This is a genomic window from Streptomyces sp. NBC_00299, from assembly GCF_036173045.1.
Lineage (GTDB): Bacteria > Actinomycetota > Actinomycetes > Streptomycetales > Streptomycetaceae > Streptomyces > Streptomyces machairae.
The window spans coordinates 7,181,423-7,206,472 of record NZ_CP108039.1 but is presented as its reverse complement, the minus strand read 5'-3'; the positions used below and the strand labels follow the sequence as shown (position 1 = coordinate 7,206,472).

Below are 25,050 nucleotides of genomic sequence, written 5' to 3'. Positions count from 1 at the left end.
ACGATCCCTCACCTCACCCGACGAGGTTGTCCGCCAGCTCGTCGGAGAGGTTGGCCTCCGTGCCCGGGATGCCCAGGTCCTGGGCCCGCTTGTCGGCCATGGCCAGCAGTCGGCGGATACGGCCGGCGACGGCGTCCTTGGTCAGCGGCGGGTCGGCGAGGGCGCCCAGCTCTTCGAGGGAGGCCTGCTTGTGCTCCATGCGCAGCCGGCCGGCGGCCGCGAGGTGCTCGGGGACCTCCTCGCCGAGGATCTCCAGGGCCCGCTGGACACGGGCGCCGGCGGCGACGGCCGCACGGGCCGAGCGGCGGAGGTTGGCGTCGTCGAAGTTGGCGAGGCGGTTCGCCGTGGCGCGGACCTCGCGGCGCATCCGGCGCTCCTCCCAGGCCAGCACGGACTCGTGCGCCCCGAGCCGGGTCAGCAGGGCGCCGATCGCGTCGCCGTCCCGGACGACCACGCGGTCCACGCCGCGCACCTCGCGGGCCTTCGCGGCGATCGACAGCCGGCGGGCCGCGCCGACCAGGGCGAGCGCGGCCTCGGGGCCCGGGCAGGTCACCTCCAGGGAGGACGAGCGGCCGGGCTCGGTGAGCGAGCCGTGCGCCAGGAACGCACCGCGCCAGGCGGCCTCGGCGTCACAGGTGGCCCCGGAGACCACCTGTGGCGGCAGGCCTCGGATCGGGCGACCCCGCCCGTCGACCAGACCGGTCTGACGGGCCAGCTGGTCACCGCCCGCGACCACCCGTACGACGTAGCGCGAACCGCGGCGCAGCCCGCCCGGTGCCATCACGATCAGCTCGGAGCTGTGGCCGAAGATCTCCAGGATGTCCCGCTTGAGCCGGCGCGCCGCCATCGCGGTGTCCAGCTCCGCCTCGATCACAATGCGCCCGCTCACCAGATGGAGGCCGCCGGCGAACCGCAGAATGGCGGAGACCTCCGCCTTCCTGCAGCAGGTCCGGGTGACGGGAAGCCGGGAGATCTCATCCTTCACCGCTGCCGTCATCGCCATGGGCCGATCCTTCCATGCATCCGAAAAATACGGTCGTACGCGGCGGCGAGCAGCTCCGGGTCGTGCCGGGGCGTCCCGTCCGTCCGGGCCACCGGGGCCAGCTCGACCGCGGCGCCGAGCCGCTTGGCAGCCTCGGTGAGCACATCGCGGTCGGGCACGGCAGCCTCGTCGGCCAGCACCACGTCCAGGGCGAGTTTAGGGGCGTGTCGTCCCAAAACCTCCAAATGACGCTGCGGTGAGAAGCCTTCGGTTTCTCCCGGCTGCGGCGCGAGGTTCAGGGAGAGTACCCGGCGCGCCTTCGTCTCGGTGAGGGCGTCCAGGAGTTCCGGCACGAGCAGGTGCGGAATAACCGAGGAGAACCAGGACCCGGGGCCGAGCACCACCCAGTCCGCGTCCCGGACGGCGGCGACGGCCTCCGGAACGGCGGGCGGGTCGTGCGGCACCACGTGCACCGACTGCACCTCGCCGCAAGTCAGGGCGACGTTCGCCTGTCCTCGGATGGTGTCGACCTGCTCGGGCCGGTCCGGGTCGTGCCCCTTGACCAGGGCCTGCAGCTCCAGCGGCACGGCGGACATGGGCAGCACCCGGCCGTGCGCGCCAAGCAGCTTGCCCACCAGGTCGAGGGCCTGGACGTGGTCGCCGAGTTGCTCCCACAGGGCGACGATCAGCAGATTGCCGACCGCGTGGTCGTGCAGGTCGCCCTTGGAGTGGAAGCGGTGCTGGATGACGCGGGACCAGGTCTGGCCCCAGTCGTCGTCGCCGCACAGCGCGGCCAGCGCCTTGCGCAGGTCGCCGGGCGGCAGCACGCCCAGTTCGTCACGCAGGCGCCCGCTGGAGCCGCCGTCGTCCGCCACGGTGACGACGGCGGTGAGATCGCCGGTGATCCGGCGCAGGGCGGCGAGCGAGGCGGACAGGCCCATGCCGCCGCCGAGGGCGACGACCTTGGGCTGGGCGCCCCGGCGGCGTGGCCTGGCGCCACGGGCCTCGGCGGGCCGGGCGGCGCGTGACTCGGGCACCGCCCGGCGCAGCCTGCTCAGCCGCGGTGTACGTCCCGTCATTCCCGTCCCATGTCCCGGTGTACGACCACCGTCTCCACGCCCTGGGAGGCGAGGCGGGCGGCGAGCTTTTCGGAGGTGGCGACCGAGCGGTGCTTGCCGCCGGTGCAACCGACCGCGATGGTCACGTACCGCTTGCCCTCACGGCGGTATCCGGCCGCGATGAGCTGGAGCAGCTCGGAGTAGCGGTCGATGAATTCCTTCGCGCCGGGCTGGTTGAAGACGTACGCCGACACCTCCTCGTTGAGGCCGGTGAACGGGCGCAGCTCCGGCACCCAGTGCGGGTTGGGCAGGAAGCGCATGTCCACGACCAGGTCGGCGTCGACCGGGAGGCCGTACTTGAACCCGAAGGACATGACCGTGGCCCGCAGCTCGGGCTCCTCGTCACCGGCGAACTGGGCGTCCATCTTGGCCCGCAGCTCGTGCACGTTGAGGCTGGAGGTGTCGATCACCAGGTCGGCGTCGCCACGCAGCTCGCGCAGCAGCTCGCGCTCGGCGGCGATGCCGTCGACGATACGGCCGTCGCCCTGGAGGGGGTGTGGCCGGCGCACCGACTCGAAGCGGCGCACCAGGGCGTCGTCGGAGGACTCCAGGAAGACGATCCGGCGTGTCACGCCCCGGGTGTCGAGGTCGGACAGCGACTCACGGAGGTTGTCGAAGAAACGACGGCCACGGACGTCGACGACCACCGCGATCCGCGCCACGTTGCCCTGGGAGCGGGCGCCGAGCTCCACCATCGTGGGGATCAGCGCGGGCGGGAGGTTGTCGACGACGAACCAGCCGAGGTCCTCCAGACACTTGGCGGCCGTCGAACGGCCGGCCCCGGACATGCCGGAGATGATCACCAGCTCGGGGATGGCCGCCTCGGGGGCCCCGGCTGCGTCGACGCCCGTACTCACCTGTCCTCCGTCTGCCTGGGGTGCGTCCTGCTGGGTGAGATCCTCGCCGTCCTTCCTGTGCGTGTCCTGAGCTTGTTGATCTCGCTCGCCTGTGGGCTGTGTCTCGTGCTCGCTCATCTCTCCTGCCCCCGTCGTTCGTCCGGGGCGCCCGCGGACACGGGCTCCCCCGAGGTCTCCGCCGTCGTATCGGATTCCTCGTCTTCCATGATCTCTCCAGTCGCCGTGTTCACGGCGGGTGCGGCCGGGGCCGCCTGGGCAAAGGCAATGGCGATCGCCTCGGCCGTCTTGCGACCTATGCCCGGAACCTCGCAGATCTGGTCGATTGTCGCGGATCGCAGCCTCTTCACCGAACCGAAGTACTTGATCAGCGCCTGCTTGCGGGTCTCACCGAGGCCGGGGACGTCGTCCAGCGGGCTGGACCGGAAGCGCTTGGCCCGCTTGGTGCGCTGGTAGGTGATCGCGAAGCGGTGCGCCTCGTCCCGGACGCGCTGGAGCATGTAGAGGCCCTCGCTGGTGCGGGGCAGCACGACCGGGTCGTCCTCGCCGGGCAGCCAGACCTCCTCCAGGCGTTTGGCAAGGCCGCAGACGGCGATGTCGTCGATGCCGAGCTCGTCCAGGGCCCGCTGGGCGGCCGCGACCTGCGGCTGTCCGCCGTCGACGACGACGAGCTGCGGCGGGTAGGCGAAGCGCTTGGGCCGGCCGTCGTCGTCCTTGAGGCCGTTGCCCCGGCCTTCGGTGACGTCGTCATCGAGGCCGTCGGCGATGGGCGCGGAGGAGGCATCCGTGAGGGGGCCGGTCGACGTGTCGCCGAGGCTGTTCTCACCGTCGGTCCACTCGCCCGTCTTCTCCTTCTCGGCGAGGTAGCGCCTGAAGCGGCGGGTGATCACCTCGTGCATGGAGCGGACGTCGTCCTGGCCCTCGAAGCCCTTGATCTGGAAGCGGCGGTACTCGCTCTTGCGCGCCAGCCCGTCCTCGAAGACGACCATGGAGGCCACGACGTCGTCGCCCTGGAGGTGGGAGATGTCGTAGCACTCGATCCGGAGGGGGGCGCTGTCGAGGTCGAGGGCGTCGGCGATCTCCTCCAGGGCACGCGAGCGCGTGGTCAGGTCGGAGGCCCGCTTGGTCTTGTGCAGGATGAGCGCCTGCTGGGCATTGCGCTCCACGGTCTCCATGAGGGCGCGCTTGTCGCCTCGCTGGGGGATGCGCAGGGAGACGCCCGAACCGCGTCGGCCGGTCAGCCACTCCTGAACGGGCTCCACCGGGTCGGGCAGGGCCGGGACGAGAACCTCCTTGGGCACGGCGTCCCCGGTCTCCTCGCCGTAGAGCTGCTGGAGGGCGTGCTCGACGAGGGCGCCGGTGGTGATCTCCTCGACCTTGTCGGTCACCCAGCCGCGCTGACCGCGCACCCGGCCGCCGCGGACGTGGAAGATCTGCACGGCCGCCTCGAGCTCGTCCTCGGCGACCGCGATGAGGTCGGCGTCGGTCGCGTCGGCGAGCACGACCGCGTTCTTCTCCATGGCCTTCTTCAGGGCCTCGATGTCGTCGCGCAGGCGGGCGGCCCGCTCGTACGCCATCTCGTCGGCCGCCTCCGTCATCTGCTTCTCCAGGCGGCGCAGATAGGTGCTCGTGCGGCCGGTCATGAAGTCGCAGAACTCGTCGGCCAGTTCGCGGTGCTCCTCGGCGGAGACGCGGTCCACGCAGGGGGCGGAGCACTTTCCGATGTAGCCGAGGAGGCAGGGGCGGCCGGTGCGGCGGGCGTTCTTGAAGACGCCGGCCGAGCACGTGCGCACGGGGAAGACGCGCAGGAGGAGGTCGACGGTGTCGCGAATCGCCCACGCGTGCGCGTACGGCCCGAAATACCTGACGCCCTTCTTCTTGTGACCGCGCATCACCTGCACGCGCGGGAACTCCTCGTTCATCGTCACCGCGAGGTACGGGTAGCTCTTGTCGTCGCGGTACTTGACGTTGAACCGGGGGTCGTACTCCTTGATCCAGGAGTACTCCAGCTGCAGGGCCTCGACCTCCGTGGACACCACGGTCCACTCCACGGACGCTGCCGTGGTGACCATCGAGCGGGTGCGCGGATGCAGGCCCGCGAGGTCCTGGAAGTAGTTCGCCAGGCGCTGGCGCAGGCTCTTCGCCTTTCCGACGTAGATCACCCGGCGGTGCTCGTCACGGAACCTGTACACCCCGGGAGAGTCCGGGATCTGTCCCGGCTTGGGGCGGTAGCTGGAGGGGTCGGCCATGTCTCACACCCTACTGGCGCCCGCTGACACTCCGGCGAGCCTGTGGACAACCCTCCCACCCGGTAGACGGGTCTCCAGGAAAGCGAGAACGGCCAGGACAGGGCGGTGGTCGGCGCCGGCCTCCGGGAGCCGCGGCCCTGGTGGACTGATCGGTGGATCACCTGCGCCCGCGCGGTCCGCCTCATTGCCGTGCGTGCGGTCCGTCTCACGGGCGTACGTGCGGTCCCTCTCCCTGGCGTACCTGACGACTCAGTGGGATACGTGACGACGAGCACACGGATGCCACGCGCGCTCGGATGACCGCTGTCAGTCAGCATGAGCAGACAGGTGGCCCTTGCCGCAGGGCTCACTCGGGGGGCGGGATGAAGGCGGAGCTGGGCCAGGTGAGCCAAGCGCCGACATGCTCCTGGCCTCCGGGTGACCGCGCGAAGCCTCCGTCTGCGTGGGCAACACCATGACCAGCACGGCGACTTGAGCTGACGGCGCGGGCGGAGGCGTCGGGACTCGGCCAGGGTGGCCGGCTGTTGGGCGACAGGTGTTGTCGGGACTTGGTCAACACGCTTCAATGCGGTGGAACTCGGGGCCCTGAACGACGGCGTACGGATGTGAAGACCCCCGCTATGCCGACGGGGTGGCCCCGAAGAGCCGCGCGACCGGTCTGACCAGCCGTTGTGAACAATCACAGAAAGGCCCCTGCATGCCGCACGCCACTCAGCACGCGGACGTCCCCACCGTCGCCACCGCGGAACTGGACACGGCCCTGCGAGGCGGGCCCTTCCACGTAGCCCTGCGTGCCGCGATAGCCGCCCGGGGACTGCCGCTGCAGCGGGTGCAGCACCATCTGTCCCGCCGGGGGGTGAAGGTCGGCGTCACCAGCCTGAGCTACTGGCAGCAGGGTGCGCGTCGGCCGCAGCGCCCCGAGTCACTGCGTGCCGTGCGGGCGTTGGAGGAGATACTCCAGCTGCCCGAGGAGTCCCTGATCCGGCTGCTCGCCGAGGCCGACGACCACTGCACCCTCCAGCAGCCGGCGGCCCGCTCCTACCGCTCCCTCGTGGAGGCCTCGGGCGTCCTGGAACAGCTGCTGGCCGAACTGGACTGCCCGACCGACGGCGGCCTGCACACCCTCGCCCACCACGAGCGGGTACGCATCGGGGTGCGCCGCGAGCTGGCGGGGCGCGAGTCGCACCACATCGTGCGCGCCCACAGGGACGGCGTGGACCGCTTCGTCGCCGTCCACCACGGCGACCCGGGATGTGTGCCGGAGCGCATGACGGTGCACGCCGTGGAGAACTGCCGTACGGGGCGTGTCCGTTGGGACCACGAAACCGGCGTCCTGGTGGCGGAGCTGCTCTTCGGTGCGCGTCTGCGGGCGGGCGACACCTACCTCTTCCGCTACGGCGTCGAGGACGGCACGGCCGACGTGTGCCGCGAGTACGCCCGGGGCTTCCCACTCGCGGGCGGCCAGTACACCCTCCAGGTCCGGTTCGCCGAGAGCACCCTCCCGGTCCGCTGTCACCGGTTCTCCCAGCACTCGGCGGCAGCGCCGCGCAGCGGCCGTCAGGGGCTGGCCCTCAGCGGGCTGCACCGGTCTGTTCACCTGGTGGAGCCGCGGGTGCGGTCGGGGATCTTGGGCATCGGGTGGGAGTGGGAGTGAGCTGAGGCGCCGACCGGCCCTCCAGCGGGCTCCCCCGGCCCAGGCTCTTGGCCGAGAGGGACGTAAACGATTGCGCAAGCGTTTACGTCCGGCGCCGAATGGGATACGTTCCCGGCCAGAACCCCGCGGCGAGCGGGTTGCGGTGGCCCAGGGAGGGGCCCGGCACAGGGAGGGGATCGTGATGGCAACCATGGCCGACGTCGCGCGGAGCGCAGGCGTGTCCGTGGCGACCGTCTCGCATGTGCTGAACGGCACCCGGCCGGTGCTGCCCCGCACCCGCCAGGCGGTGCTGGACGCCATGGACGAACTCGGCTACACGCCGAACACCCTCGCCCGTTCCCTCGTGACCTCCCGCACCCGGTCCATCGGGCTCGCGGTGTCGGCGATCAGCAACCCCTACTTCACCGAGATACTCCAGGGCGTCGAGGCCGGCGCCCTGGAACACGGCTACAGCCTGCTCATCGCCGACCCGCACGACGATCCCGTGCATGAGCGCAAGGTCGTCCAGCTCCTGCACGAGCGCCGCGTGGACGGCATGATCGTCGCACCTTCCCCCGACCCTCGAGAGCTCCTCGCCTACCTCGGGCGCCACAAGGTGCCGACGGTCCTTCTCGACCGCGTGGTCGACACCCCGGCGGACGGCTCGACGGTGTTCGACCAGGTCTGCGCCGACAGCGCCGAACCCATGGCCCGGCTGGTCACCCATCTCGCCGACCACGGCCACCGTCGGATCGGCCTGGTCGCCGGCCTGCCGGGGCTCAGCACCACCAGCGAGCGGCTCACCGGATACCGCGACGGCCTGACGGCGGCCGGGCTCGGGTACGACGAGCGGCTCGTCGTACACGGCGACTCCGAGTCGAGCGCAGCCGAACGGGCCAGCACCGCGCTTCTGTCGCTCGCCACGCCGCCCACCGCACTCGTCACCGCCAACAACGCGATGACCATCGGTGCCCTGCGCGCCCTGCGTGACCACGGCATGTCCGTGCCCGACGACATCGCGCTGTGCTGCTTCGACGACTTCGCCTGGGCCGACCTGTTCTCGCCCAGGCTCACCGCGATAGCCCAGCCCAGCAGGGACATCGGCGCCCAGGCGGTCCACGTGCTCCTTGACCGCCTCGCCTCACCCGACGGTCCCGCCCGGACCGTGCGTCTGGCCTGCACCTTCGTGCATCGCACCTCGTGCGGGTGCGCCGAAGAGCCGGGGCAGTCCGGGAGGTCCGCGAGGCGCGAGAAATCCACGGGGTCCGAGGGCACCGCCAAGCCCTCGACGCCCGACAGTCCCGAACAGCCCCTGACGTCCGTGAAAGGAACCGTCTCGTGATCGTCGTCGCCGGTGAGGCCCTGATCGACCTGGTACCGCAGGGCACGGGCGCCCTCGCGGGCCTGAAGCCGGCGCTCGGCGGCGGCCCCTACAACACTGCCGTGGCTCTGGGCCGCCTCGGCTCCCCCACCGCCTTCTGTTCCCGAACCTCCTACGACGCCTTCGGTGAGGCCCTGCTCGACGGGCTGCGGGCGGCCGGGGTGGACGTGTCGGCCGTGCAGCGCGGCATGGAGCCGACCACGCTCGCGGTCGCCACCATCGACGACAAGGGCTCGGCCGCCTACTCCTTCTATGTCGAGGGCACCGCCGATCGGCTCTTCACGGCGCCTGCGGAGCTGCCCGCGGGGGCCCGCGCGGTGTCCTTCGGTACCTGTTCGCTCGTCCTGGAACCGGGAGCGAGCGCCTATGAGGAGCTGATGCGCAACGCGGCCTCGCAAGGGGTGTTCACCGCGCTCGACCCGAACATCCGGGCAGGGCTGATCCCCGACCCGGATGGATACCGGGCCCGGTTCAAGAGCTGGCTGCCGTCGGTGTCACTGCTGAAGCTCTCCGAGGACGACGCGCTGTGGCTGGGCGGCACTCCGCGTGAGTGGCTGGCCGCGGGACCTTCGGCCGTCGTGATCACTCAGGGCGGTGCGGGGCTGACCGCCTTCACACGGGACGGCGCCGAGCACTCCGTGGCGGGTGAGGAGGTCGACGTCGTGGACACGATCGGTGCGGGCGACACCGTGAACGCGGCCCTGTTGCACGGCCTGGCCGCCCAGGACGCTCTGTCCGCCGAGGCGCTCGTGGGACTGGGCGCCGACGGTTGGACACGGCTGTTGCGGTTCGCGGCGCGGGCTGCCGCGATCACCTGCTCCCGGGCGGGCGCCGAGCCGCCGTACGCCTCCGAAGTGGGGAACTTCTAGGAGGCGCTCCGCACGGAGGCGTTCCGTTCCATTCGATTCCGCTCTTGAGCAGTCAAGGTTCATGGCAGCCGCAGGGATCGGGCCGCTGATGATCCAACGTGCGGCGCCCCGCGGGGAGTTCCCGCGGGGCGCCGCACTTTTCAGGATGTGTCCTGGCTCGTTGCTCGTGAGCCTCAGGCCTTGCGGGCCCGCGTGGTCTTCTTCGCGGGCGTCGCCTTCTTCGCGGCAGCTGCCTTCTTCGTGGCTCCGGCCGCCTTGTCCGTGGCCTTGTTGTTGGCCGTCTTCGTGGTCCTGGCCGTCGCCGTCTTCTTCGCCGTCGCTCGTGCCGCGACCGTCTTCTTGGCGGCCGTCCTGCGTGGCGCCTTCACGGGAGCGGCGTCGCTGATCCGGTCGGCGTCGAGGATCTCGCGCAGGAACTTGCCGGTGTGGCTGGCGGGGACCGCGGCAACCTGCTCGGGTGTGCCCTCGGCGATGACGAGGCCACCGCCGGCGCCACCCTCGGGACCCATGTCCACGACCCAGTCGGCGGTCTTGATCACGTCGAGGTTGTGCTCGATGACGATGACCGTGTTGCCCTTGTCGACCAGGCCCGACAGCACCCTCAGCAACTTGCTGATGTCCTCGAAGTGCAGACCGGTGGTCGGCTCGTCGAGCACATAGACCGTGCGGCCGGTGGAGCGCTTCTGCAGCTCGCTGGCGAGCTTCACCCGCTGTGCCTCACCGCCGGACAGGGTGGTCGCGGACTGACCGAGCCGGACATAACCGAGACCCACGTCGTTCAGTGTCTTGAGGTGACGGTTGATCGACGGGACGGCCTCGAAGAAGTCCATGGCTTCCTCGATCGGCATGCTCAGGACCTCGGCGATGGACTTGCCCTTGTAGTGGACCTCCAGGGTCTCCCGGTTGTACCGGGCGCCGTGGCAGACCTCGCACGGGACGTACACGTCCGGGAGGAAGTTCATCTCGATCTTGATGGTGCCGTCGCCCGCGCAGTTCTCGCAGCGGCCGCCCTTGACGTTGAAGGAGAAGCGGCCCGGCATGTACCCGCGGACCTTCGCCTCGGTGGTCTCGGCGAACAGCTTGCGGATGTGGTCGAAGACTCCGGTGTATGTCGCCGGGTTCGAGCGCGGGGTGCGGCCGATGGGCGACTGGTCGACGTGCACGACCTTGTCGACGAGGTCGTCGCCTTCCACCCGCGTGTGCCGCCCGGGCACGCTGCGGGCGCCGTTGAGCTCGCGCGCGAGGTGCGTGTACAGGATGTCGTTGACCAGCGTGGACTTGCCGGAGCCGGACACACCGGTGACCGCGGTGAACACACCCAGCGGGAACGAGACGTCGATGTCCTGGAGGTTGTTCTCGCGGGCGCCGTGCACCGTGAGCTGCCGGGACGGGTCGTGCGGGCGCCGGATGTCGGGCAGCGGGATCGACTTCTTGCCGGCCAGGTACTGACCGGTCTGCGACTCGGCGTTGGCGAGCAGCTCCTTCAGGGAGCCGCTGTGCACGACCTTGCCGCCGTGCTCACCGGCGCCGGGGCCGATGTCGACGATCCAGTCGGCGACCTTGATGGTGTCCTCGTCGTGCTCGACGACGATCAGCGTGTTGCCCATGTCGCGCAGCCGTACCAGGGTCTCGATCAGCCGGTGGTTGTCGCGCTGATGCAGACCGATGGACGGCTCGTCGAGCACGTACAGCACGCCGACGAGTCCGGAACCGATCTGGGTGGCCAGGCGGATGCGCTGGGCCTCGCCACCGGAGAGCGTGCCGGCCGCGCGGTTGAGCGAGAGGTAGTCCAGGCCGACGTCGACCAGGAACCGCAGCCGCTCGTTGACCTCCTTCAGCACGCGCTCAGCGATCTTCTTGTCGCGGGCGTTGAGCTTCAGCTCGCCCAGGAATTCCGCGCAGTCGCTGATGGACATCGCGGAGACCTCGGCGATCGACTTCTCCATGATCGTGACCGCGAGGACGATCGGCTTCAGGCGCGTGCCCTCACAGGTGGGGCAGGGCACCTCGCGCATATAGCCCTCGAAGCGCTCACGGCTGGCGTCGCTCTCCGCCTCGCTGTGCCGACGCTTGACGAAGGGGACGGCCCCTTCGAACGGCGTCGTGTACACCCGCTCGCGCCCGTAACGGTTGCGGTAGCGGACCTCGATCTGCGTCTTGTGGCCGTACAGCAGGGCCTTCCTGGCGCGCTGCGGCAGGCCCGCGAACGGGATGTCCGTCCGGAATCCCAGCGCGTCCGCGAGGGCTCCGATCAGACGGCCGAAGTAGTCCTTGGTGTGGCCGTGCGACCAGGGGTGGATGGCGCCCTCGTCGAGGGTCTTGTCCTCGTCCGGGACGATCAGCTCGGGGTCGACCTCCATGCGCGTGCCGATGCCGGTGCACTCGGGGCAGGCGCCGAAGGGCGAGTTGAAGGAGAAGGAGCGCGGCTCCAGCTCCTCGAAGGAGAGGTCGTCATACGGGCAGTAAAGGTGCTCCGAGTACATGCGCTCGCGCTCGGGGTCGTCCTCGGGGAGGTCGACGAAGTCGAGCACGACCATGCCGCCGGACAGGCCGAGGGCGGTCTCCACGGAGTCGGTGAGCCGGCGCTTGGCGGAGTCCTTCACCGTGAGGCGGTCGACGACCACCTCGATGGTGTGCTTCTCCTGCTTCTTCAGCGTGGGCGGGTTCGACAGCTGGATCGTCTCGCCGTCCACACGCGCGCGGGAGTAGCCCTTGGTCTGGAGGTCGGCGAAGAGATCGACGAACTCGCCCTTGCGCTCGCGCACCAGCGGCGACAGGACCTGGAAGCGGCTCCCCTCCGGCAGCTCCAGGACCCTGTCGACGATGGCCTGCGGCGACTGGCGCGAGATCGGGCGACCGCACTCGGGGCAGTGCGGCTTGCCGATGCGAGCGAAGAGCAGCCGCAGATAGTCGTAGACCTCGGTGATGGTGCCGACCGTCGAGCGCGGGTTGCGCGAGGTCGACTTCTGGTCGATGGAGACCGCCGGGGACAGACCCTCGATGAAGTCGACGTCCGGCTTGTCCATCTGGCCGAGGAACTGCCGGGCGTAGGACGACAGCGACTCCACGTAACGCCGCTGTCCCTCGGCGAAGATCGTGTCGAAGGCCAGCGAGGACTTACCCGACCCTGACAGGCCCGTGAAGACGATGAGCGAGTCGCGCGGCAGGTCGAGCGAGACATTCTTCAGGTTGTGCTCGCGCGCGCCACGGACGATGAGACGGTCGGCCACGCCGGTCCGCACCTTTCTTGAGAGAAGTGACAGGGGGGCGATGCCCCCGTGTTTTCTCGGACTAGGCCCCCGTGATTCTCAGACTAGGGGGAGCCACTGACAACGCCGGTCGGATTCCCGAATGGGACAACAATCCCGAGCTATCCAGCATGCCCGACGCCACGACCGACCCTATAGCACGCGCATTCGATTTACGGCACTCGTTCACCACCTTCACCCAAAGGTGTGGCGAGGCTAATGTCAGCACCATGATTGATCACGCTCGTGACCTGGTGTCTGTACGTGAAGCGACCGAAAGGCTGCTCACCGCAGCGGCCAAGCTGGACAACGCGTCGGTGGCCGAGCCGTCACGGCTTCCCGGCTGGAGCCGCGGCCACGTCCTCGCCCATCTCGCCCGTAACGCGGACGCGCTCGTGAACGTCCTCGAAGGGCGCCCCATGTACGTCTCCGCCACTGCCCGGGACGCCGACATCGAGCGGGACGCCCCTCGGCCCCTCGATGTGCAGCTCACCGACGTGCGCGACAGCGGGGCCCGCTTCCAGGAGACGGGAGCGGCACCCGCGGACTGGTCACGCACGGTGGAACTGCGCAACGGGGTCACCGACGCGGCGGCCCGGGTGCCCTTCCGGCGCTGGGTCGAGGTGGACCTGCACCATGTGGATCTCGGGATCGGGTACGAGCTGGAGGACCTGCCGGCGGAGTTCGTGGAGCGGGAGATCGACTTCCTCGCGGAGCGGTTCACCGGGCACCCCGATGTGCCGTCGACGCGTCTGACGGACGGCACGCGCGTGTGGAACACGGGCCGGGAGGCCGGCACTCCCGAGGTCACCGTCCGAGGTTCCGCACCCGACCTGCTCGGCTGGCTCGCCGGACGCCGCGACGGCTCAGCACTGACCGCTCAGGGCGGCATGCTGCCGTCGCTTCCCCCGCTGTAACAGCCGTACGTTCCCTGGGTCGCTCTGCCCGCGACGCTCTGCACGCTGTCGTGGCCCGACGGCCCAGGGACCGCTCTGCCGCTATAGGCTGCCGACATGACGTACAGCGGACAGGTGACGGTCGGTGGCCCTGCCGACGTGCATGAGCTCAAGGACCTGATGATCACCAAGATCGCGGTCGGCCCGATGAACAACAACGCCTATCTGCTGCGCTGCCGGGCCACCGACGAGCAACTGCTGATCGATGCCGCCAACGAGGCGGACACCCTGCTGGGCATGATCGGCGACGACGGCATCGCATCCGTCGTCACCACCCACCAGCACGGCGACCACTGGCAGGCACTCGCCGCGGTCGTCGACGCCACCGGCGCGCGCACGTACGCCGGCCGGGACGACGCCGACGGCATCCCGGTGCCCACCGACGTCCTGGTCGACGACGGCGACATCATCCGGGTGGGGCGCGTGGAGCTCACCGCGCGCCACCTGGCCGGGCACACGCCGGGCTCGATCGCGCTCGTCTACGACGACCCGCACGGACACCCCCATGTGTTCACCGGGGACTGCCTGTTCCCGGGCGGTGTGGGCAACACCCGTAAGGACCCGAAGGCGTTCGCCAGTCTGATCCACGACGTCGAGACGAAGATCTTCGACGCGCTGCCGGACGAGACATGGGTCTACCCGGGGCACGGCAACGACACCTCGCTGGGTGCGGAACGGCCTCATCTGCCGGAGTGGCACGCGCGGGGCTGGTGACCGCAAGGCTGGTGACCGCAGGGCCGACCACGGCCGAGTGGGGTTGGTGAGGGCCGACCCGACCATCACGCGCGCCGTGCGCTCCCCGCGCACGCGCCCCGTGTGAACCGTTCACACGCACTGGTGCCCTGCGCGCGCTCCCGGCGTGCGTTGTTGCGCAGTCAACTGGAAGCAGCCCCGCGCAGGATGACGGCTCCTGAGCGGTACGGGCCGCCGGTCTTCAACCCCGCCCTCGACCGGCGGCCCCGGCGGCGGCTGCTGCCGCGGAAGTACCGTGGAAGTGGGCTGTGTTCACAAGAACGCAACACCCCTTCCCACTATGCGGAAACTGACCGTCGTGACCTCGACAAACACGACGGCCCACTGCCAATCTCGCGCCATGCACCTTGCCCCTCGCGCACTGCGCCGCGCCGTCGTCGTCGCCACGACAGCCCTGCTCGCCACCGCTCTCGGCTGCGCTCCGCAGCCGGAGGAGAAGGCCACCGGAACACCGTCGGGATCGGCAGGTAACACCTGCGCCAAGGGCGAGTTGGCCACCAAGACCGCCGGAAAGCTCACGATCGCCACCGACGAGCCGGCCTACGAGCCCTGGTTCAAGGACGACAAGCCGGCCAACGGCGAGGGCTTCGAGTCGGCGGTCGCGTACGCCGTGGCCAAGCAACTCGGCTACGACAAGAGCGCTGTCGTCTGGCAGAGCGTGCCGTTCAACAGGGCCTTCGCACCCGGCGAGAAGACCTTCGACTTCGACATCAACCAGGTGTCGATCAGTGCCGAGCGCAAGAAGGCCGTGGACTTCTCCTCCGGCTACTACGACGTCCGCCAGGCCGTCATCGCACTGAAGGGAACCAAGGCCGCCGAGGCGAAGAGCGTCGCGGACCTGAAGGACCTCAAGCTCGGCGCCCAGGTGGGCACGACCAGCCTCAACTACATCGACGACGTGGTGAAGCCGACCCGGCAGGCCGCTGCGTACGCCAAGAACGACCAGGCCAAGTCCGCGCTGAAGAACGGTCAGGTCGACGCCGTCGTGGTCGACCTGCCGACCGCCTTCTACATCACCGCGGCCGAGGTGACGGACGCGACGATCGTGGGCCAGTTCGAGAACCAGGGCGGTACGCCGGAGCAGTTCGGGCTCGTGCTCGACAAGGGCAGCGCGCTCACCGGGTGCGTGACGGACGCCGTCGACGCCCTGCGCGGGGACGGCACCCTGGGCAAGCTCGAGCAGCAGTGGCTGTCCGACGCCGTCGACGCCCCGGTGCTCAAGTGACGGTCACGAAGGAGGAGTCCGGCCAGGAAGGCGCGGACGACAACGATGGCGTGACCGGCGCGGGCGACGACGGCTACGTCCCCTCCCAGCGGCGTCTCGACCGCGAGCACTACAAGCGGGCCCGCGCCCGCCGCGCCACGGCCATCGCGGCGCTCTCCACGCTGGTCACGGGCGTCTTTCTCTACTTGGTCGTGGTCAACGCGCCGGGCTGGCCGCGCACCAAGGAGACGTTCTTCGACTGGCAGTACGCGCGCGAGGCGTTCCCGAAGATCCTCGAAGGGCTCTGGCTGAACGTCCGGCTGCTGCTGATCTGTGGCGCGGCCGTGCTGGTTCTCGGGATGCTCATCGCCGTCGCACGCACGCTGCGCGGCCCGGTGTTCTTCCCGCTGCGGGCGCTGGCCGCCGCGTACACGGACTTCTTCCGGGGTCTTCCGCTCATCATTAACCTCATGATCGTCGTCCTCGGCGTCCCCGCCCTGCGGCTTCAGGGCGTGACCGTCGATCCCGTGCTGCTGGGCGGTACGGCGTTGACGCTGACGTACTCGGCGTACGTGGCCGAGGTGTTCCGCGCGGGCATCGAGTCCGTCCACCCCTCGCAGCGCGCCGCGGCACGCTCGCTCGGCCTCACCAACCGGCAGGCGCTGCGACACGTCGTCCTGCCCCAGGCCGTACGCCGCCAGGTGCCGCCCCTGCTGAACGACCTGGTGTCGCTGCAGAAGGACACCGGACTGGTGTCGATCGGCGGCGCGGTGGACGCCGTACGGGCCGCGGACATCATCGTGGGCCGCAGCCTCAACTACACGCCGTACATCGTCGCGGGCCTGGTCTTCGTGGCGCTGACCATCCCGATGACGCGCTTCACGGACTGGGTGACGGCCCGGATGGACCGTCGGCGCGCCCAAGGAGGAACCCTGTGAGCGACGCACCTGTGCTGCGCATGGAGGCCGTGCGCAAGACCTTCGGCAGCTCGGTCGTACTGCGCGACGTCGACCTGGAGGTCGCCCCGCACACGGTGACCGCGCTGATCGGCGCGTCCGGCTCCGGAAAGTCCACGCTGCTGCGCTGCGCGAACCTCCTGGAGGACATCGACGACGGCGCGATCTGGCTGGACGGCGAGGAGATCACCGATCCACGCGTCGACCAGGACGCCGTACGGCGCCGTATCGGCGTGGTCTTCCAGGCGTACAACCTCTTCCCGCACATGACGGTCCTGGAGAACATCACCCTCGCTCCGCGGCGCGTGCACGGCGTGTCCCGCGCGGAGGCCGAGGCACACGCGCGTGAGCTGCTGGAGCGGCTCGGGCTGGCCGACAGGGCCGGCGAGTACCCGGACCGGCTGAGCGGCGGTCAGCAGCAGCGGGTCGCGATCGTGCGCGCCCTGGCCGTACGTCCCCGGCTGCTGCTGCTCGACGAGATCACCGCAGCCCTCGACCCCGAGCTCGTGGGCGAAGTCCTCACCGTCGTCCGCGACTTGAAGGAGGACGGGATGACGATGGTGCTGGCCACGCACGAGATGGGGTTCGCCCGCGAGGTGGCCGACCAGGTTTGCTTTCTGGACTCAGGCGTGGTGCTGGAGCGCGGCACGGCCGAGCAGATCTTCGGCGATCCGCAGCAGGAGCGCACCCGGCGCTTCCTGCGGAGGATCGTGGAGGCGGGACGTCTGTAAGGCCGCACAAGCCCGTGGCAGGCATGAGGCAGGCATCTGGCAGGCATGTGTAAGGACCGCCCCACCATGGCGGGCGGTCCTTACATCGCCGCCCCGCCCGCCCACATCACGTGTCCGCCTGCCCCGCCCCGGCCAGTGCCGCGACCCGCTCCACCCCGAAGACGTACCCCTGCACACCGCACCCCGCGATGACCCCGTCTGCGCGCAGCGAGACATACGAGTGGTGCCGGAACGGCTCGCGCTTGTGGATGTTGGAGATGTGGACCTCCAACACTGGAATGCCGTCACAGGTGTTGAGCGCATCCAGGATCGCCACGGAGGTGTGCGAGTAGGCACCGGGGTTGATCACGATCCCGCAGTGATTCAGCCGTGCCTCGTGGATCCAGTCGACCAACTCCCCCTCGTGGTTGGACTGCCGGAAGTCGATCGTGCCGCCGTGCGCGGCAGCCGCCTTGGCGCACAGCGCCTCGACATCGGCCAGGGTCTCGGAGCCGTAGATCTCCGGCTGGCGCTGGCCGAGCAGGTTCAGGTTGGGGCCGTTGAGGATCATGATCGGGGCGTTGGCCAGGGTGCGGGGCACGGTTCCTCCGGTCCGTTCGGGGTTGCGCGGTCCGTCGAAGACCGCTGCTCAGACTTCGGTTTATCACGGTGCACCGTGCACGCGGCGCGTCCTACCCTCCCGGTATGACCACGATCTCGTACCCCCCCAAGCCCTCCCCCGGCGACCGCGTCGCCGTCATCTCCCCCGGCGCGGGCCTGCCCGGGCTCTTCCCGCTCCCTTACGAGCTGGGCCTGGAGCGGCTGCGCAAGGAGTACGGGCTCGAACCCGTCGAGTACCCGGCGACCCGCAAGATGGGCTCCACGCCTCAGGAGCGGGCCGACGACATCCACGCCGCCTTCGCCGACCCGGACATCAAGGCGGTGATCGCGTCCATCGGCGGCGACGACCAGATCACCGTGCTGCCGTTGCTGGACCGGGAGTTGATCCGGGCGAACCCCAAGCCGTTCTTCGGAATGAGCGACAACACGAACCTGCTCATGTTCCTGCGCAACACCGGAATCGTCGGCTATCACGGCGTGAGCGTGATGTGCGAGCTGGGCCGTCCCGGCGCCATGCACCCGCAGACCGCCGACTCCCTGCGGGCCGCTCTGTTCACGTCGGGCGAGTACGAACTCGGGCCCGCCGAGCGCTGGAACGACATCAATGGCGACTGGGCCGACCCGACGACCTTCGATGCGGAGCCGGAGACGCGGCCGGGAGGCGGGTGGACCTGGGTGAACGCCGACCAGGTGGTGGAAGGCCGCACCTGGGGCGGCTGCCTGGAGATCGTCGGCTGGCTGCTGATGGCCGACCGGGAGATCGCGCGTGACCTCTCGGAGTACGACGGCGGAGTGCTGTTGCTGGAGACGTCGGAGGAGATGCCGAGCGCCAACGAGGTCTTCTGGACCCTGCGCAACATGGGCGAGCGCGGGCTGCTCCAGCGCTTCTCCGCGCTGCTGATGGGCCGTGCGAGGACCTGGTCCTTCGAACATCCCAACGGCCCGGAGGAAGCCGCTCGTTACGCCGCTGAGCAGCGCGAAGCCGTGCTGCGGGCCATGCGCATGTATGCCCCCAACACCCCGATCGTCTTCGACGTTGACCTCGGCCACACCGACCCGCAACTCGTCATCCCTTACGGCGGCACCGTGCGTGTCGACGGCCCCGCCCGGCGCATCACCGTCACGTACTGAACGCGGCCACCGCCCCCGCGCGCCCCCGTAACTCCCGGTCACCGTGGGTAGTTGACGCAGCATGCACGATGCACACACCGTAAGGTCGCCTTCCATGCTGCGGCTCGCCGCCGCGTCCCTGGCCGGCACGGCCATCGAGTTCTACGACTTCTTCGTCTACGGGACCGCGGCGGCTCTGGTTCTGGGGCCGCTGTTCTTCCCGACGTTCTCGCCGGTGGCGGGGACCCTGGCCGCCTTCGCGACGTTCGGCGTGGGCTTCGTGGCGCGGCCACTGGGGTCGGTGCTGTTCGGGCACATCGGGGACCGGCACGGACGCCGGCCGGTCCTCGTCGCCTCACTGCTGCTGACCGGCGCCTCCACGGTCGCGGTCGGCTGCGTGCCGACGTACGACACCATCGGTGTGGCCGCTCCCCTGCTGCTGCTCCTTCTGCGCTTTCTGCAGGGGCTCGGGCTCGGCGGCGAGTGGGGCGGGGCCGTCCTGCTGACGGTGGAGCACGCGCCCGCCGGGCGGCGCGGTCTGTGGTCGAGCTTCCCGCAGGTCGGGCCCGCGCTGGGCTTCCTGCTCGCCAACGGTGTGGTGCTGGGGCTTTCGGCGACGCTGTCCGACGCGCAGTTCGCCTCGTGGGGATGGCGGGTGCCGTTCTGGGCCGCGGGAGTGCTCGCTCTGGTGGGGCTGTGGCTGCGGTCGTCGCTCACCGAGAGCCCTCGGTTCCTCGAAATCGACGAGCCCGCGCGCGTGCCGCTCGCCGAGGTCGTCCGCGACCACTGGCGGCGCGTTCTGCTGACGGCCGGGGCCCTGTCGGTCGGGTACGCGATCTTCTACACCGTGACGACCTGGTCCCTCGCCTACGCCACCGAGCGGCTCGGCGTGGGCCGCGGCGTCATGCTGGTCTGCATCATGGGCGCGGTGGTGGTGAAGGGCTCGCTGACACCCGTGGTCGCGATTCTCGGCGACCGGTACGGCCGGCGGCCCCTTTGCCTGATCGGGTGCGCCGCCTCCGCCCTGTGGATGTTCCCGTTGGTGGCGCTTCTCGCCACGGGCGAGCCGCTGCTGATGTTCCTCGGCTTCCTCGGGGCGATGCTCGCGTTCATCACGATGTTCGCGGTCATCGCCGCGTATCTGCCGGAGTTGTACGAGCCCCGGGTGCGCTGCACGGGCGCCGCGGTGGGCTACAACCTCGGCGGCGTCCTCGGGGGCGCGCTCACGCCGATCGTGGCGACGGCGCTCGTCGAGCAGGGCGGTCGGGTGCCCTGGGGCGTGGGGGCGTATCTGACGGGGGTCGCGCTGCTCAGCCTGGGGTGCTTCGCGCTGCTGCCCGAGACGCGTCCGGTGGCTGCCGTGGCGCCGGAGCCCGCCACGGGGTGACGGGCTCCGGAACGCCGCGACCACGGGACACCGGGTGCCGCGCAACTCGGCGGCTACGGATTGAGCGCGAGCTCCAGGTAGGCCGCGAACAGCACCAGGTGGACGCCACCTTGCAGCGGTGTCGCCCGCCCCGGCACCACCGTCAGCGCACTCACCACCACCGTCAGGGCGAGCAGCACCATGTGGGTGGGGCCGAGGCCGAGGACGAGCGGGCCGGAGAGCCAGACGGAGGCCAGGGCGACCGCGGGGATGGTCAGGCCGATACTGGCCATCGCCGAGCCGAGCGCGAGGTTCAGACTGGTCTGCACACGGTCGCGGCGGGCGGAGCGAAGCGCGGCGATCGTCTCGGGAAGCAGCACCAACAAGGCGATGATCACGCCGACGACGGCATGCGGGAGGTCGGCCGCCGCCACTCCGGACTCGATGGTGGGCGACACTCCCTTGGCCAGACCGACCACGCCGACCAGGGCCAGGCCCAGCAGCCCCAGGCTGATCAGGGCGGTGCGGCGGGAGGGCGCGTCGGCGTGGTCGTCCGCGGTGACCACGCCGCCCTGCCGGGTGACGGGGAGGAAGTAGTCGCGGTGTCGCACGGTCTGGGTGGTCACGAAGAGGCCATACAGGATCAGCGAGGAGACCGCGGCGAACGTCAGCTGCACGGTGGAGAACTCCGGGCCCGGCTTGCTCGTGGTGAACGTCGGCAGCACGAGGCTGAGCGTGGCCAGGGTGGCGACTGTCGCGAGGGCGGCGCCGGTGCCCTCGGGGTTGAAGACAGCCGTGCGGTGCCGCAGCGAGGCGACCAGCAGACACAGGCCGACGATGCCGTTACAGGTGATCATCACGGCCGCGAAGACCGTGTCCCGGGCGAGGGTGGAGCTCTTGTCGCCGCCATCGACCATCAGGGTCACGATCAGGGCGACCTCGATGATCGTGACGGCGACGGCGAGGACGAGGGAGCCGAAGGGTTCGCCGACGCGGTGCGCGACCACCTCAGCGTGATGTACGGCGGCCAGGACAGCACCCGCGAGGACCAGCGTGACCAGCGCGACGACCGCGCCGGGCAGGTCCCGTCCCCAGGTGAAGGCCAGCAGGACGACCGCGAGCACCGGCACGAGGTACGTCCACCCTGTCGTGAGCGACCTGAGCCGATCGATCATGGAGCGATCGTCGCAGAGGGCTTGGGGGTTCGCATTCCGGTCCGAGTGGTTGTCAGGTGGCCCCGCGCCCTCGGGTTGCGGGGCCCCTGTCTTTCTTGTGTCGCTACGCGAAATCGGTCGTCTCCTGTACGTCGCAGTCCGTGAAGGACGGCGGCGCGGTGCACAGCGCGGCCATCTGCTCCGCGAACTTGGTCGTCTCGGGGTCGTCGCTGTTGCGCATCGCGTCCTCGCAGGAGGCGAACTCGATCACTACGAGGTAGCGGTTGGGCTGCCCCCGGTCCTTGAGGACGACGCGTCGCGTGGGGCCGCCGTCGCGGCCCGCCAAGCGCTGTTCCGTCTCGTGGGCCAGTTCCCGCATCTCGTCGATGCGCTCGGTCTCGAAGTCGATGATCTGTACGAACTTGATGGGTGCGTCCACAGGTGCCTCCACCCCCGGCCGTGGTGTCCCCGGACGGGGACACCGCAGCACCCAACGAAGCACCGGGAGCGGCGCTCGGCAATTCGCTGCGCACCACTCCCGGTGTTGGTTCTTCCTACGTCCGACGTGGTCAGACGTCGATGCTGTCCTTCGGAGCGCCTTCGCTCCGCTCCTGCGCCGCCTCGGCCGCCGCCTTCTTCTTGGAGGCCATCAGGCTGGTGATCGTGGTGACGATCAGGACCGAGCAGATCACGCCGAGCGAGACCGGAATGCTGATCTCGGGGACGTGCACCCCGGACTCGTGCAAGGCGTGCAGCACCAGCTTGACGCCGATGAAACCGAGGATGATCGACAGGCCGTAGCTGAGGTGGACCAGCTTCCTCAGCAGGCCACCGATCAGGAAGTACAGCTGCCGCAGACCCATCAGCGCGAAGGCGTTGGCCGTGAACACGATGTACGGGTCCTGGGTCAGGCCGAAGATCGCCGGGATGGAGTCGAGGGCGAAGAGCACGTCGGTCGTACCGATCGCCAGCATCACGACCAGCATCGGGGTCATGACCCGCTTGCCGTTCTCCTGGATCCACAGCTTGGTGCCGTGGTAGCGATCGGCGACACCGAACCTGCGCTCGGCCGCCTTCAGCAGCTTGTTCTCCTCGAACTCCTCGTCCTCCTCGCCGGCCCGGGCCTCCTGGATGAGCTTCCAGGCGGTCCAGATCAGGAAGGCGCCGAAGAGGTAGAACACCCAGGCGAAGCTGGCGAGGATCGCGGCCCCCGCGGCGATGAAGATCGCCCGCAGCACCAGGGCTATGAGAACACCGACCAGCAGCACTCGCTGCTGGTACTGGGACGGCACCGCGAACTTCGCCATGATCAGGACGAAGACGAAGAGGTTGTCGACACTCAGCGACTTCTCGGTGATGAAGCCCGCGAAGAACTCGCCACCGGCCTGTCCGCCGCCGAAGATCAGCAGGCCGAGCCCGAAGAGGCCGGCCAGTGCGATCCAGACGACCGTCCAGATACCGGCTTCCTTGATCGAGACGTCGTGCGGCTTGCGGCCGATGAAGAAATCGACGGCGATCAGGGCTGCAAGGCCCACGATGGTCAGGACCCATAGGGTCGCGGAAACTTCCACTGCTGCGCCTCCGGCAGTCGTAACGGCAAATGTCAGCGTCGTCGCGCGCCGGAGGTCTCTTCCACCCACTATGGGCCGACGCCCCGGGATCTGGCCGGATCCGTATTGACGGGTACGTCGCAGCGACAGGGAGTACTCCCCTCCGTGCAATGAACAGTACCCCAATTGCCAAGGAAAGGTAAAGCGCTTGGCAAAAGAAGCGCCAAGTTCGCAGGTCAGAGGCGCTTTACCGGTACTTGGCCCGAGCCGCTGCGACCTGTGCGAGCACGTGCTGGAGCACCTGGCTGCCGGGCGGCACGAGCGGGGGCTCGTAGGTCCAGGCGTGCCCCACCCACGGGTCGGCGAGGTGATCGTCCGGCGTCGGGGTCAGTCGCATCAGCGAGCGCCAGAGCGGGTCGAGCAACGGGCCGTAGGCGGCCGCCTCCTCGCGGTCCGCGACCATCATCAGGTGGACGCCGACGGCCGGACCCTCGTCCGCCAGGTAGCGCAGCTGGTTCACGGCGCGGTCGTCGAAGCCGTGCGGGAAGTCGTTGACGATCAGCAACTGCTCGGAGGTGTCGAAATCAGGCGGCAGGGAGTCCGGGGCACCGCCGCGCACCGCCATCTGCACCAGGTCGACCCGCTGGGTGAGCCGCGCGAGGACCTCCGCGACGCCGGCCGCGCCCACGGCGGGCGGGGCAGCGAGCACACCGGTCTGCACCAGCGGGGCGAGTGCCTGTGCGCCGGAACCGGCGGGATCGATGACATGCACGGTGAACTCGCCCGCCGGATAGACGGCGAGCAGCCGTGCCGCGTGCGCCACCGCAGTCTCCATCGCGAGGCGCCGCAGGTCATGGGAGTCCGTGTAGGAGCCGTCGAGCGAGCCGCTGCTTCCGCTGTCGATCCACAGGCCCCGTTCCAGCGGCAGCCGGACCAGCATCGGGATGCGCAACCGGCCGCTCTCGGGCAGGTGGAGGTCGCCCAGGCGCAGGGCCATGGGGATCTCCATCGGTACGCGGTAGCCGTGCCAGACGGGGTTGTCCCAGCGCGCGTACGCATGCGGCAGCGCGGGTTCGACGACCTCGGACTCGGCGGTGAGCTGGGCGATGTCCCGGTCGAGCGTCGCCCTGGCCTGGTTGACCAGCTGCGTGTGCTTGGCCTGCGCCGCCTCGCGCGCGGCGTCGCCCTGACCGCCGATCCGGCTGCGCGGGTCCGACAGGACCTGGTCGAGTTCCTTGTCCATGCGCGAGTCGGCGAAGTCGACGGCGCTGCGGTAGGCGGCTGCCGTGCGGGCCAGGTCCTCGAACATGCCCCACACCTGGTTGTAGAGGCGCTCGTCCATGGACCAGCCGGTGGCGTCGCCCGCGACGGGCTGCGCGGGTTGTCCGGGCTGGGCCGGGGGTGCGGTCGGCGGGGGCGGCGGCGGAGCCGCAGTCTGCCGGCCCGGGTGGCTGTAGTTGATGGAGCCGCCCGAGGTGGGAGCGGACGGCTGGGCCGGGTCGGTGGCGCCGGCTCCGCCCTGGTACGACGGCTGCGGTGTGGGCTGGCCCGGTATGCCGGGCGTCTGCGGGCCGTAGGGGGACGTCGGTGGCGGTGTCGGCTGGCCGGACGCGCCGGACGTCTGCGGGCCGTACGGCGATGTCGGCTGCGCCCCGGGGCCTGACGTGCCCTGCGGTGCGGGACCGCCCTGGTCCGGGCCGAGGGCCGGCGCGGCCGTCTGCCGGGAGCGGTCGCCGTCCGTGCGTGGCGGGGGTGCCGGCACCGAGCGGGCCATGCCCAGGGCCACCGCTTCGTTGATGCTGCCGGCGAGCTGCTGGGCCTGGGGCAGGCCCTGGTCGGTGAAGAGGTCGGCGAGGCCGCCGGCGTACCCCTGGCCGATGGCGCGTACCTTCCAGGCGTCCTGGCGGCGGTACAGCTCCAGCGCCACGACGGCCGACTCGGCCTCCAGGCCGGTGATGGTGTAGCTGGCGACCTCGTTGCCGTCGAGGCCGGTGACCGCGACGAAGGGGGTCGCGACGGCGCCGAACCGGCTCGGGCCGCCGGCCCCCGTCGGCAGGGCGAGCAGCACACTGACACGGTGGACGGCCTCCGGCATGGCGTCCAGGTCGACCGCAAGACGATGGTCGGCGGCCGCCTGCCGGGAGACCTCGAGGCCGGGCAGGGTGGGAGTGCCGGGATGGGCCACCCACTCGACGCCGTGGATCCTGCCCTGCTCGTCGCCGAGCGTGGCTGCGGCCACGATCGGCGTGCCGGCCGAGATCCGGATCTCCAGACGGGCCTGGGAGAGCGGGTGGTTCTGCCCCCGCACCAGCTCGGCCGTCATGCCTTCGTCCCCC

The 25,050-nt window shown here is 70.1% G+C and carries 20 protein-coding genes; 10 read left to right on the top strand and 10 right to left on the bottom strand.

Annotation, left to right across the window (positions count from 1 at the left end; genetic code table 11):
* Positions 1-13: 13 nt before the first annotated feature.
* From whiA to uvrC, 4 genes are read right to left on the bottom strand one after another with little or no spacing between them, the layout of a single operon-like run.
* Positions 14-1,003 carry a DNA-binding protein WhiA gene (whiA, locus tag OHT51_RS32075; protein ID WP_055621477.1) on the bottom strand — a complete coding sequence of 330 codons (990 nt, stop codon included), beginning with the start codon at positions 1,001-1,003 and terminating at the stop codon, positions 14-16.
* Complete coding sequence (locus OHT51_RS32070) at positions 994-2,061, bottom strand: gluconeogenesis factor YvcK family protein (protein ID WP_328882396.1); 1,068 nt, start codon at positions 2,059-2,061, stop codon at positions 994-996. Before OHT51_RS32070 ends, whiA begins: the two co-directional genes overlap by 10 nt.
* Positions 2,058-3,074 (bottom strand): RNase adapter RapZ, encoded by a 1,017-nt coding sequence (rapZ, locus tag OHT51_RS32065; RefSeq protein ID WP_328882395.1) that lies wholly within the window; start codon positions 3,072-3,074, stop codon positions 2,058-2,060. Before rapZ ends, OHT51_RS32070 begins: the two co-directional genes overlap by 4 nt.
* Positions 3,071-5,203: an excinuclease ABC subunit UvrC gene (gene uvrC, locus OHT51_RS32060; RefSeq protein ID WP_328882394.1), complete on the bottom strand. Its 2,133-nt coding sequence runs from the start codon at positions 5,201-5,203 to the stop codon at positions 3,071-3,073. The genes rapZ and uvrC overlap by 4 nt, the downstream gene beginning before the upstream one ends.
* A gap of 697 nt (positions 5,204-5,900) precedes the next feature.
* Between uvrC and OHT51_RS32055 the strand changes: the two genes are divergently transcribed.
* The 3 genes from OHT51_RS32055 to OHT51_RS32045 all read left to right on the top strand — a co-directional run bounded on the left by OHT51_RS32055 (position 5,901) and on the right by OHT51_RS32045 (position 9,086).
* Complete coding sequence (locus tag OHT51_RS32055; RefSeq protein ID WP_328882393.1) at positions 5,901-6,857, top strand: hypothetical protein; 957 nt, start codon at positions 5,901-5,903, stop codon at positions 6,855-6,857.
* A gap of 181 nt (positions 6,858-7,038) precedes the next feature.
* Positions 7,039-8,178, top strand: a complete 1,140-nt coding sequence (locus OHT51_RS32050) for a LacI family DNA-binding transcriptional regulator (RefSeq protein WP_328882392.1) — start codon at positions 7,039-7,041, stop codon at positions 8,176-8,178.
* Complete coding sequence (locus OHT51_RS32045) at positions 8,175-9,086, top strand: carbohydrate kinase family protein (protein WP_328882391.1); 912 nt, start codon at positions 8,175-8,177, stop codon at positions 9,084-9,086. Before OHT51_RS32050 ends, OHT51_RS32045 begins: the two co-directional genes overlap by 4 nt.
* Positions 9,087-9,259: 173 nt before the next feature.
* Here the strand turns inward: OHT51_RS32045 and uvrA are convergent, their stop codons facing one another.
* Positions 9,260-12,316 (bottom strand): excinuclease ABC subunit UvrA, encoded by a 3,057-nt coding sequence (uvrA, locus tag OHT51_RS32040; RefSeq protein ID WP_328882390.1) that lies wholly within the window; start codon positions 12,314-12,316, stop codon positions 9,260-9,262.
* Between the two features lie 248 nt (positions 12,317-12,564).
* On the opposite strand from uvrA, the gene OHT51_RS32035 reads away from it, so the two are divergent.
* The 5 genes from OHT51_RS32035 to OHT51_RS32015 all read left to right on the top strand — a co-directional run bounded on the left by OHT51_RS32035 (position 12,565) and on the right by OHT51_RS32015 (position 16,934).
* Positions 12,565-13,251, top strand: coding sequence for a maleylpyruvate isomerase family mycothiol-dependent enzyme (locus OHT51_RS32035; RefSeq protein ID WP_328882389.1), 687 nt, complete (start codon positions 12,565-12,567; stop codon positions 13,249-13,251).
* A 96-nt stretch (positions 13,252-13,347) separates the two neighbouring features.
* The gene (locus tag OHT51_RS32030; RefSeq protein WP_328882388.1) at positions 13,348-14,004 is read left to right on the top strand and encodes an MBL fold metallo-hydrolase; all 657 of its coding nucleotides are present in this window, start codon (positions 13,348-13,350) and stop codon (positions 14,002-14,004) included.
* A 379-nt stretch (positions 14,005-14,383) separates the two neighbouring features.
* The gene (locus OHT51_RS32025) at positions 14,384-15,268 is read left to right on the top strand and encodes an ABC transporter substrate-binding protein (RefSeq protein WP_328882387.1); all 885 of its coding nucleotides are present in this window, start codon (positions 14,384-14,386) and stop codon (positions 15,266-15,268) included.
* Positions 15,265-16,185 carry an amino acid ABC transporter permease gene (locus OHT51_RS32020; protein WP_328882386.1) on the top strand — a complete coding sequence of 307 codons (921 nt, stop codon included), beginning with the start codon at positions 15,265-15,267 and terminating at the stop codon, positions 16,183-16,185. Before OHT51_RS32025 ends, OHT51_RS32020 begins: the two co-directional genes overlap by 4 nt.
* Before the next feature lie 20 nt (positions 16,186-16,205).
* The gene (locus OHT51_RS32015) at positions 16,206-16,934 is read left to right on the top strand and encodes an amino acid ABC transporter ATP-binding protein (RefSeq protein WP_328884513.1); all 729 of its coding nucleotides are present in this window, start codon (positions 16,206-16,208) and stop codon (positions 16,932-16,934) included.
* A gap of 106 nt (positions 16,935-17,040) precedes the next feature.
* Here OHT51_RS32015 and aroQ read toward each other — a convergent pair whose 3' ends face one another.
* On the bottom strand, positions 17,041-17,514 hold the full coding sequence (gene aroQ / locus OHT51_RS32010; RefSeq protein ID WP_328882385.1) for a type II 3-dehydroquinate dehydratase: 474 nt from the start codon (positions 17,512-17,514) through the stop codon (positions 17,041-17,043).
* Between the two features lie 104 nt (positions 17,515-17,618).
* On the opposite strand from aroQ, the gene OHT51_RS32005 reads away from it, so the two are divergent.
* Positions 17,619-18,665, top strand: coding sequence for a S66 family peptidase (locus OHT51_RS32005; RefSeq protein ID WP_328882384.1), 1,047 nt, complete (start codon positions 17,619-17,621; stop codon positions 18,663-18,665).
* A gap of 94 nt (positions 18,666-18,759) precedes the next feature.
* Complete coding sequence (locus OHT51_RS32000) at positions 18,760-20,031, top strand: MFS transporter (protein ID WP_328882383.1); 1,272 nt, start codon at positions 18,760-18,762, stop codon at positions 20,029-20,031.
* A 53-nt stretch (positions 20,032-20,084) separates the two neighbouring features.
* Here the strand turns inward: OHT51_RS32000 and OHT51_RS31995 are convergent, their stop codons facing one another.
* The 4 genes from OHT51_RS31995 to OHT51_RS31980 all read right to left on the bottom strand — a co-directional run bounded on the left by OHT51_RS31995 (position 20,085) and on the right by OHT51_RS31980 (position 25,037).
* A complete protein-coding gene (locus tag OHT51_RS31995; protein ID WP_328882382.1) occupies positions 20,085-21,185 on the bottom strand; it encodes a calcium:proton antiporter in 1,101 nt (366 codons plus the stop codon).
* 103 nt (positions 21,186-21,288) lie between these two features.
* The gene (locus tag OHT51_RS31990; protein ID WP_328882381.1) at positions 21,289-21,603 is read right to left on the bottom strand and encodes a hypothetical protein; all 315 of its coding nucleotides are present in this window, start codon (positions 21,601-21,603) and stop codon (positions 21,289-21,291) included.
* Positions 21,604-21,733: 130 nt separating this feature from the next.
* Positions 21,734-22,735 carry a TerC/Alx family metal homeostasis membrane protein gene (locus tag OHT51_RS31985; protein ID WP_328882380.1) on the bottom strand — a complete coding sequence of 334 codons (1,002 nt, stop codon included), beginning with the start codon at positions 22,733-22,735 and terminating at the stop codon, positions 21,734-21,736.
* A 226-nt stretch (positions 22,736-22,961) separates the two neighbouring features.
* Positions 22,962-25,037, bottom strand: a complete 2,076-nt coding sequence (locus tag OHT51_RS31980) for a TerD family protein (protein ID WP_328882379.1) — start codon at positions 25,035-25,037, stop codon at positions 22,962-22,964.
* Positions 25,038-25,050: the final 13 nt, after the last annotated feature.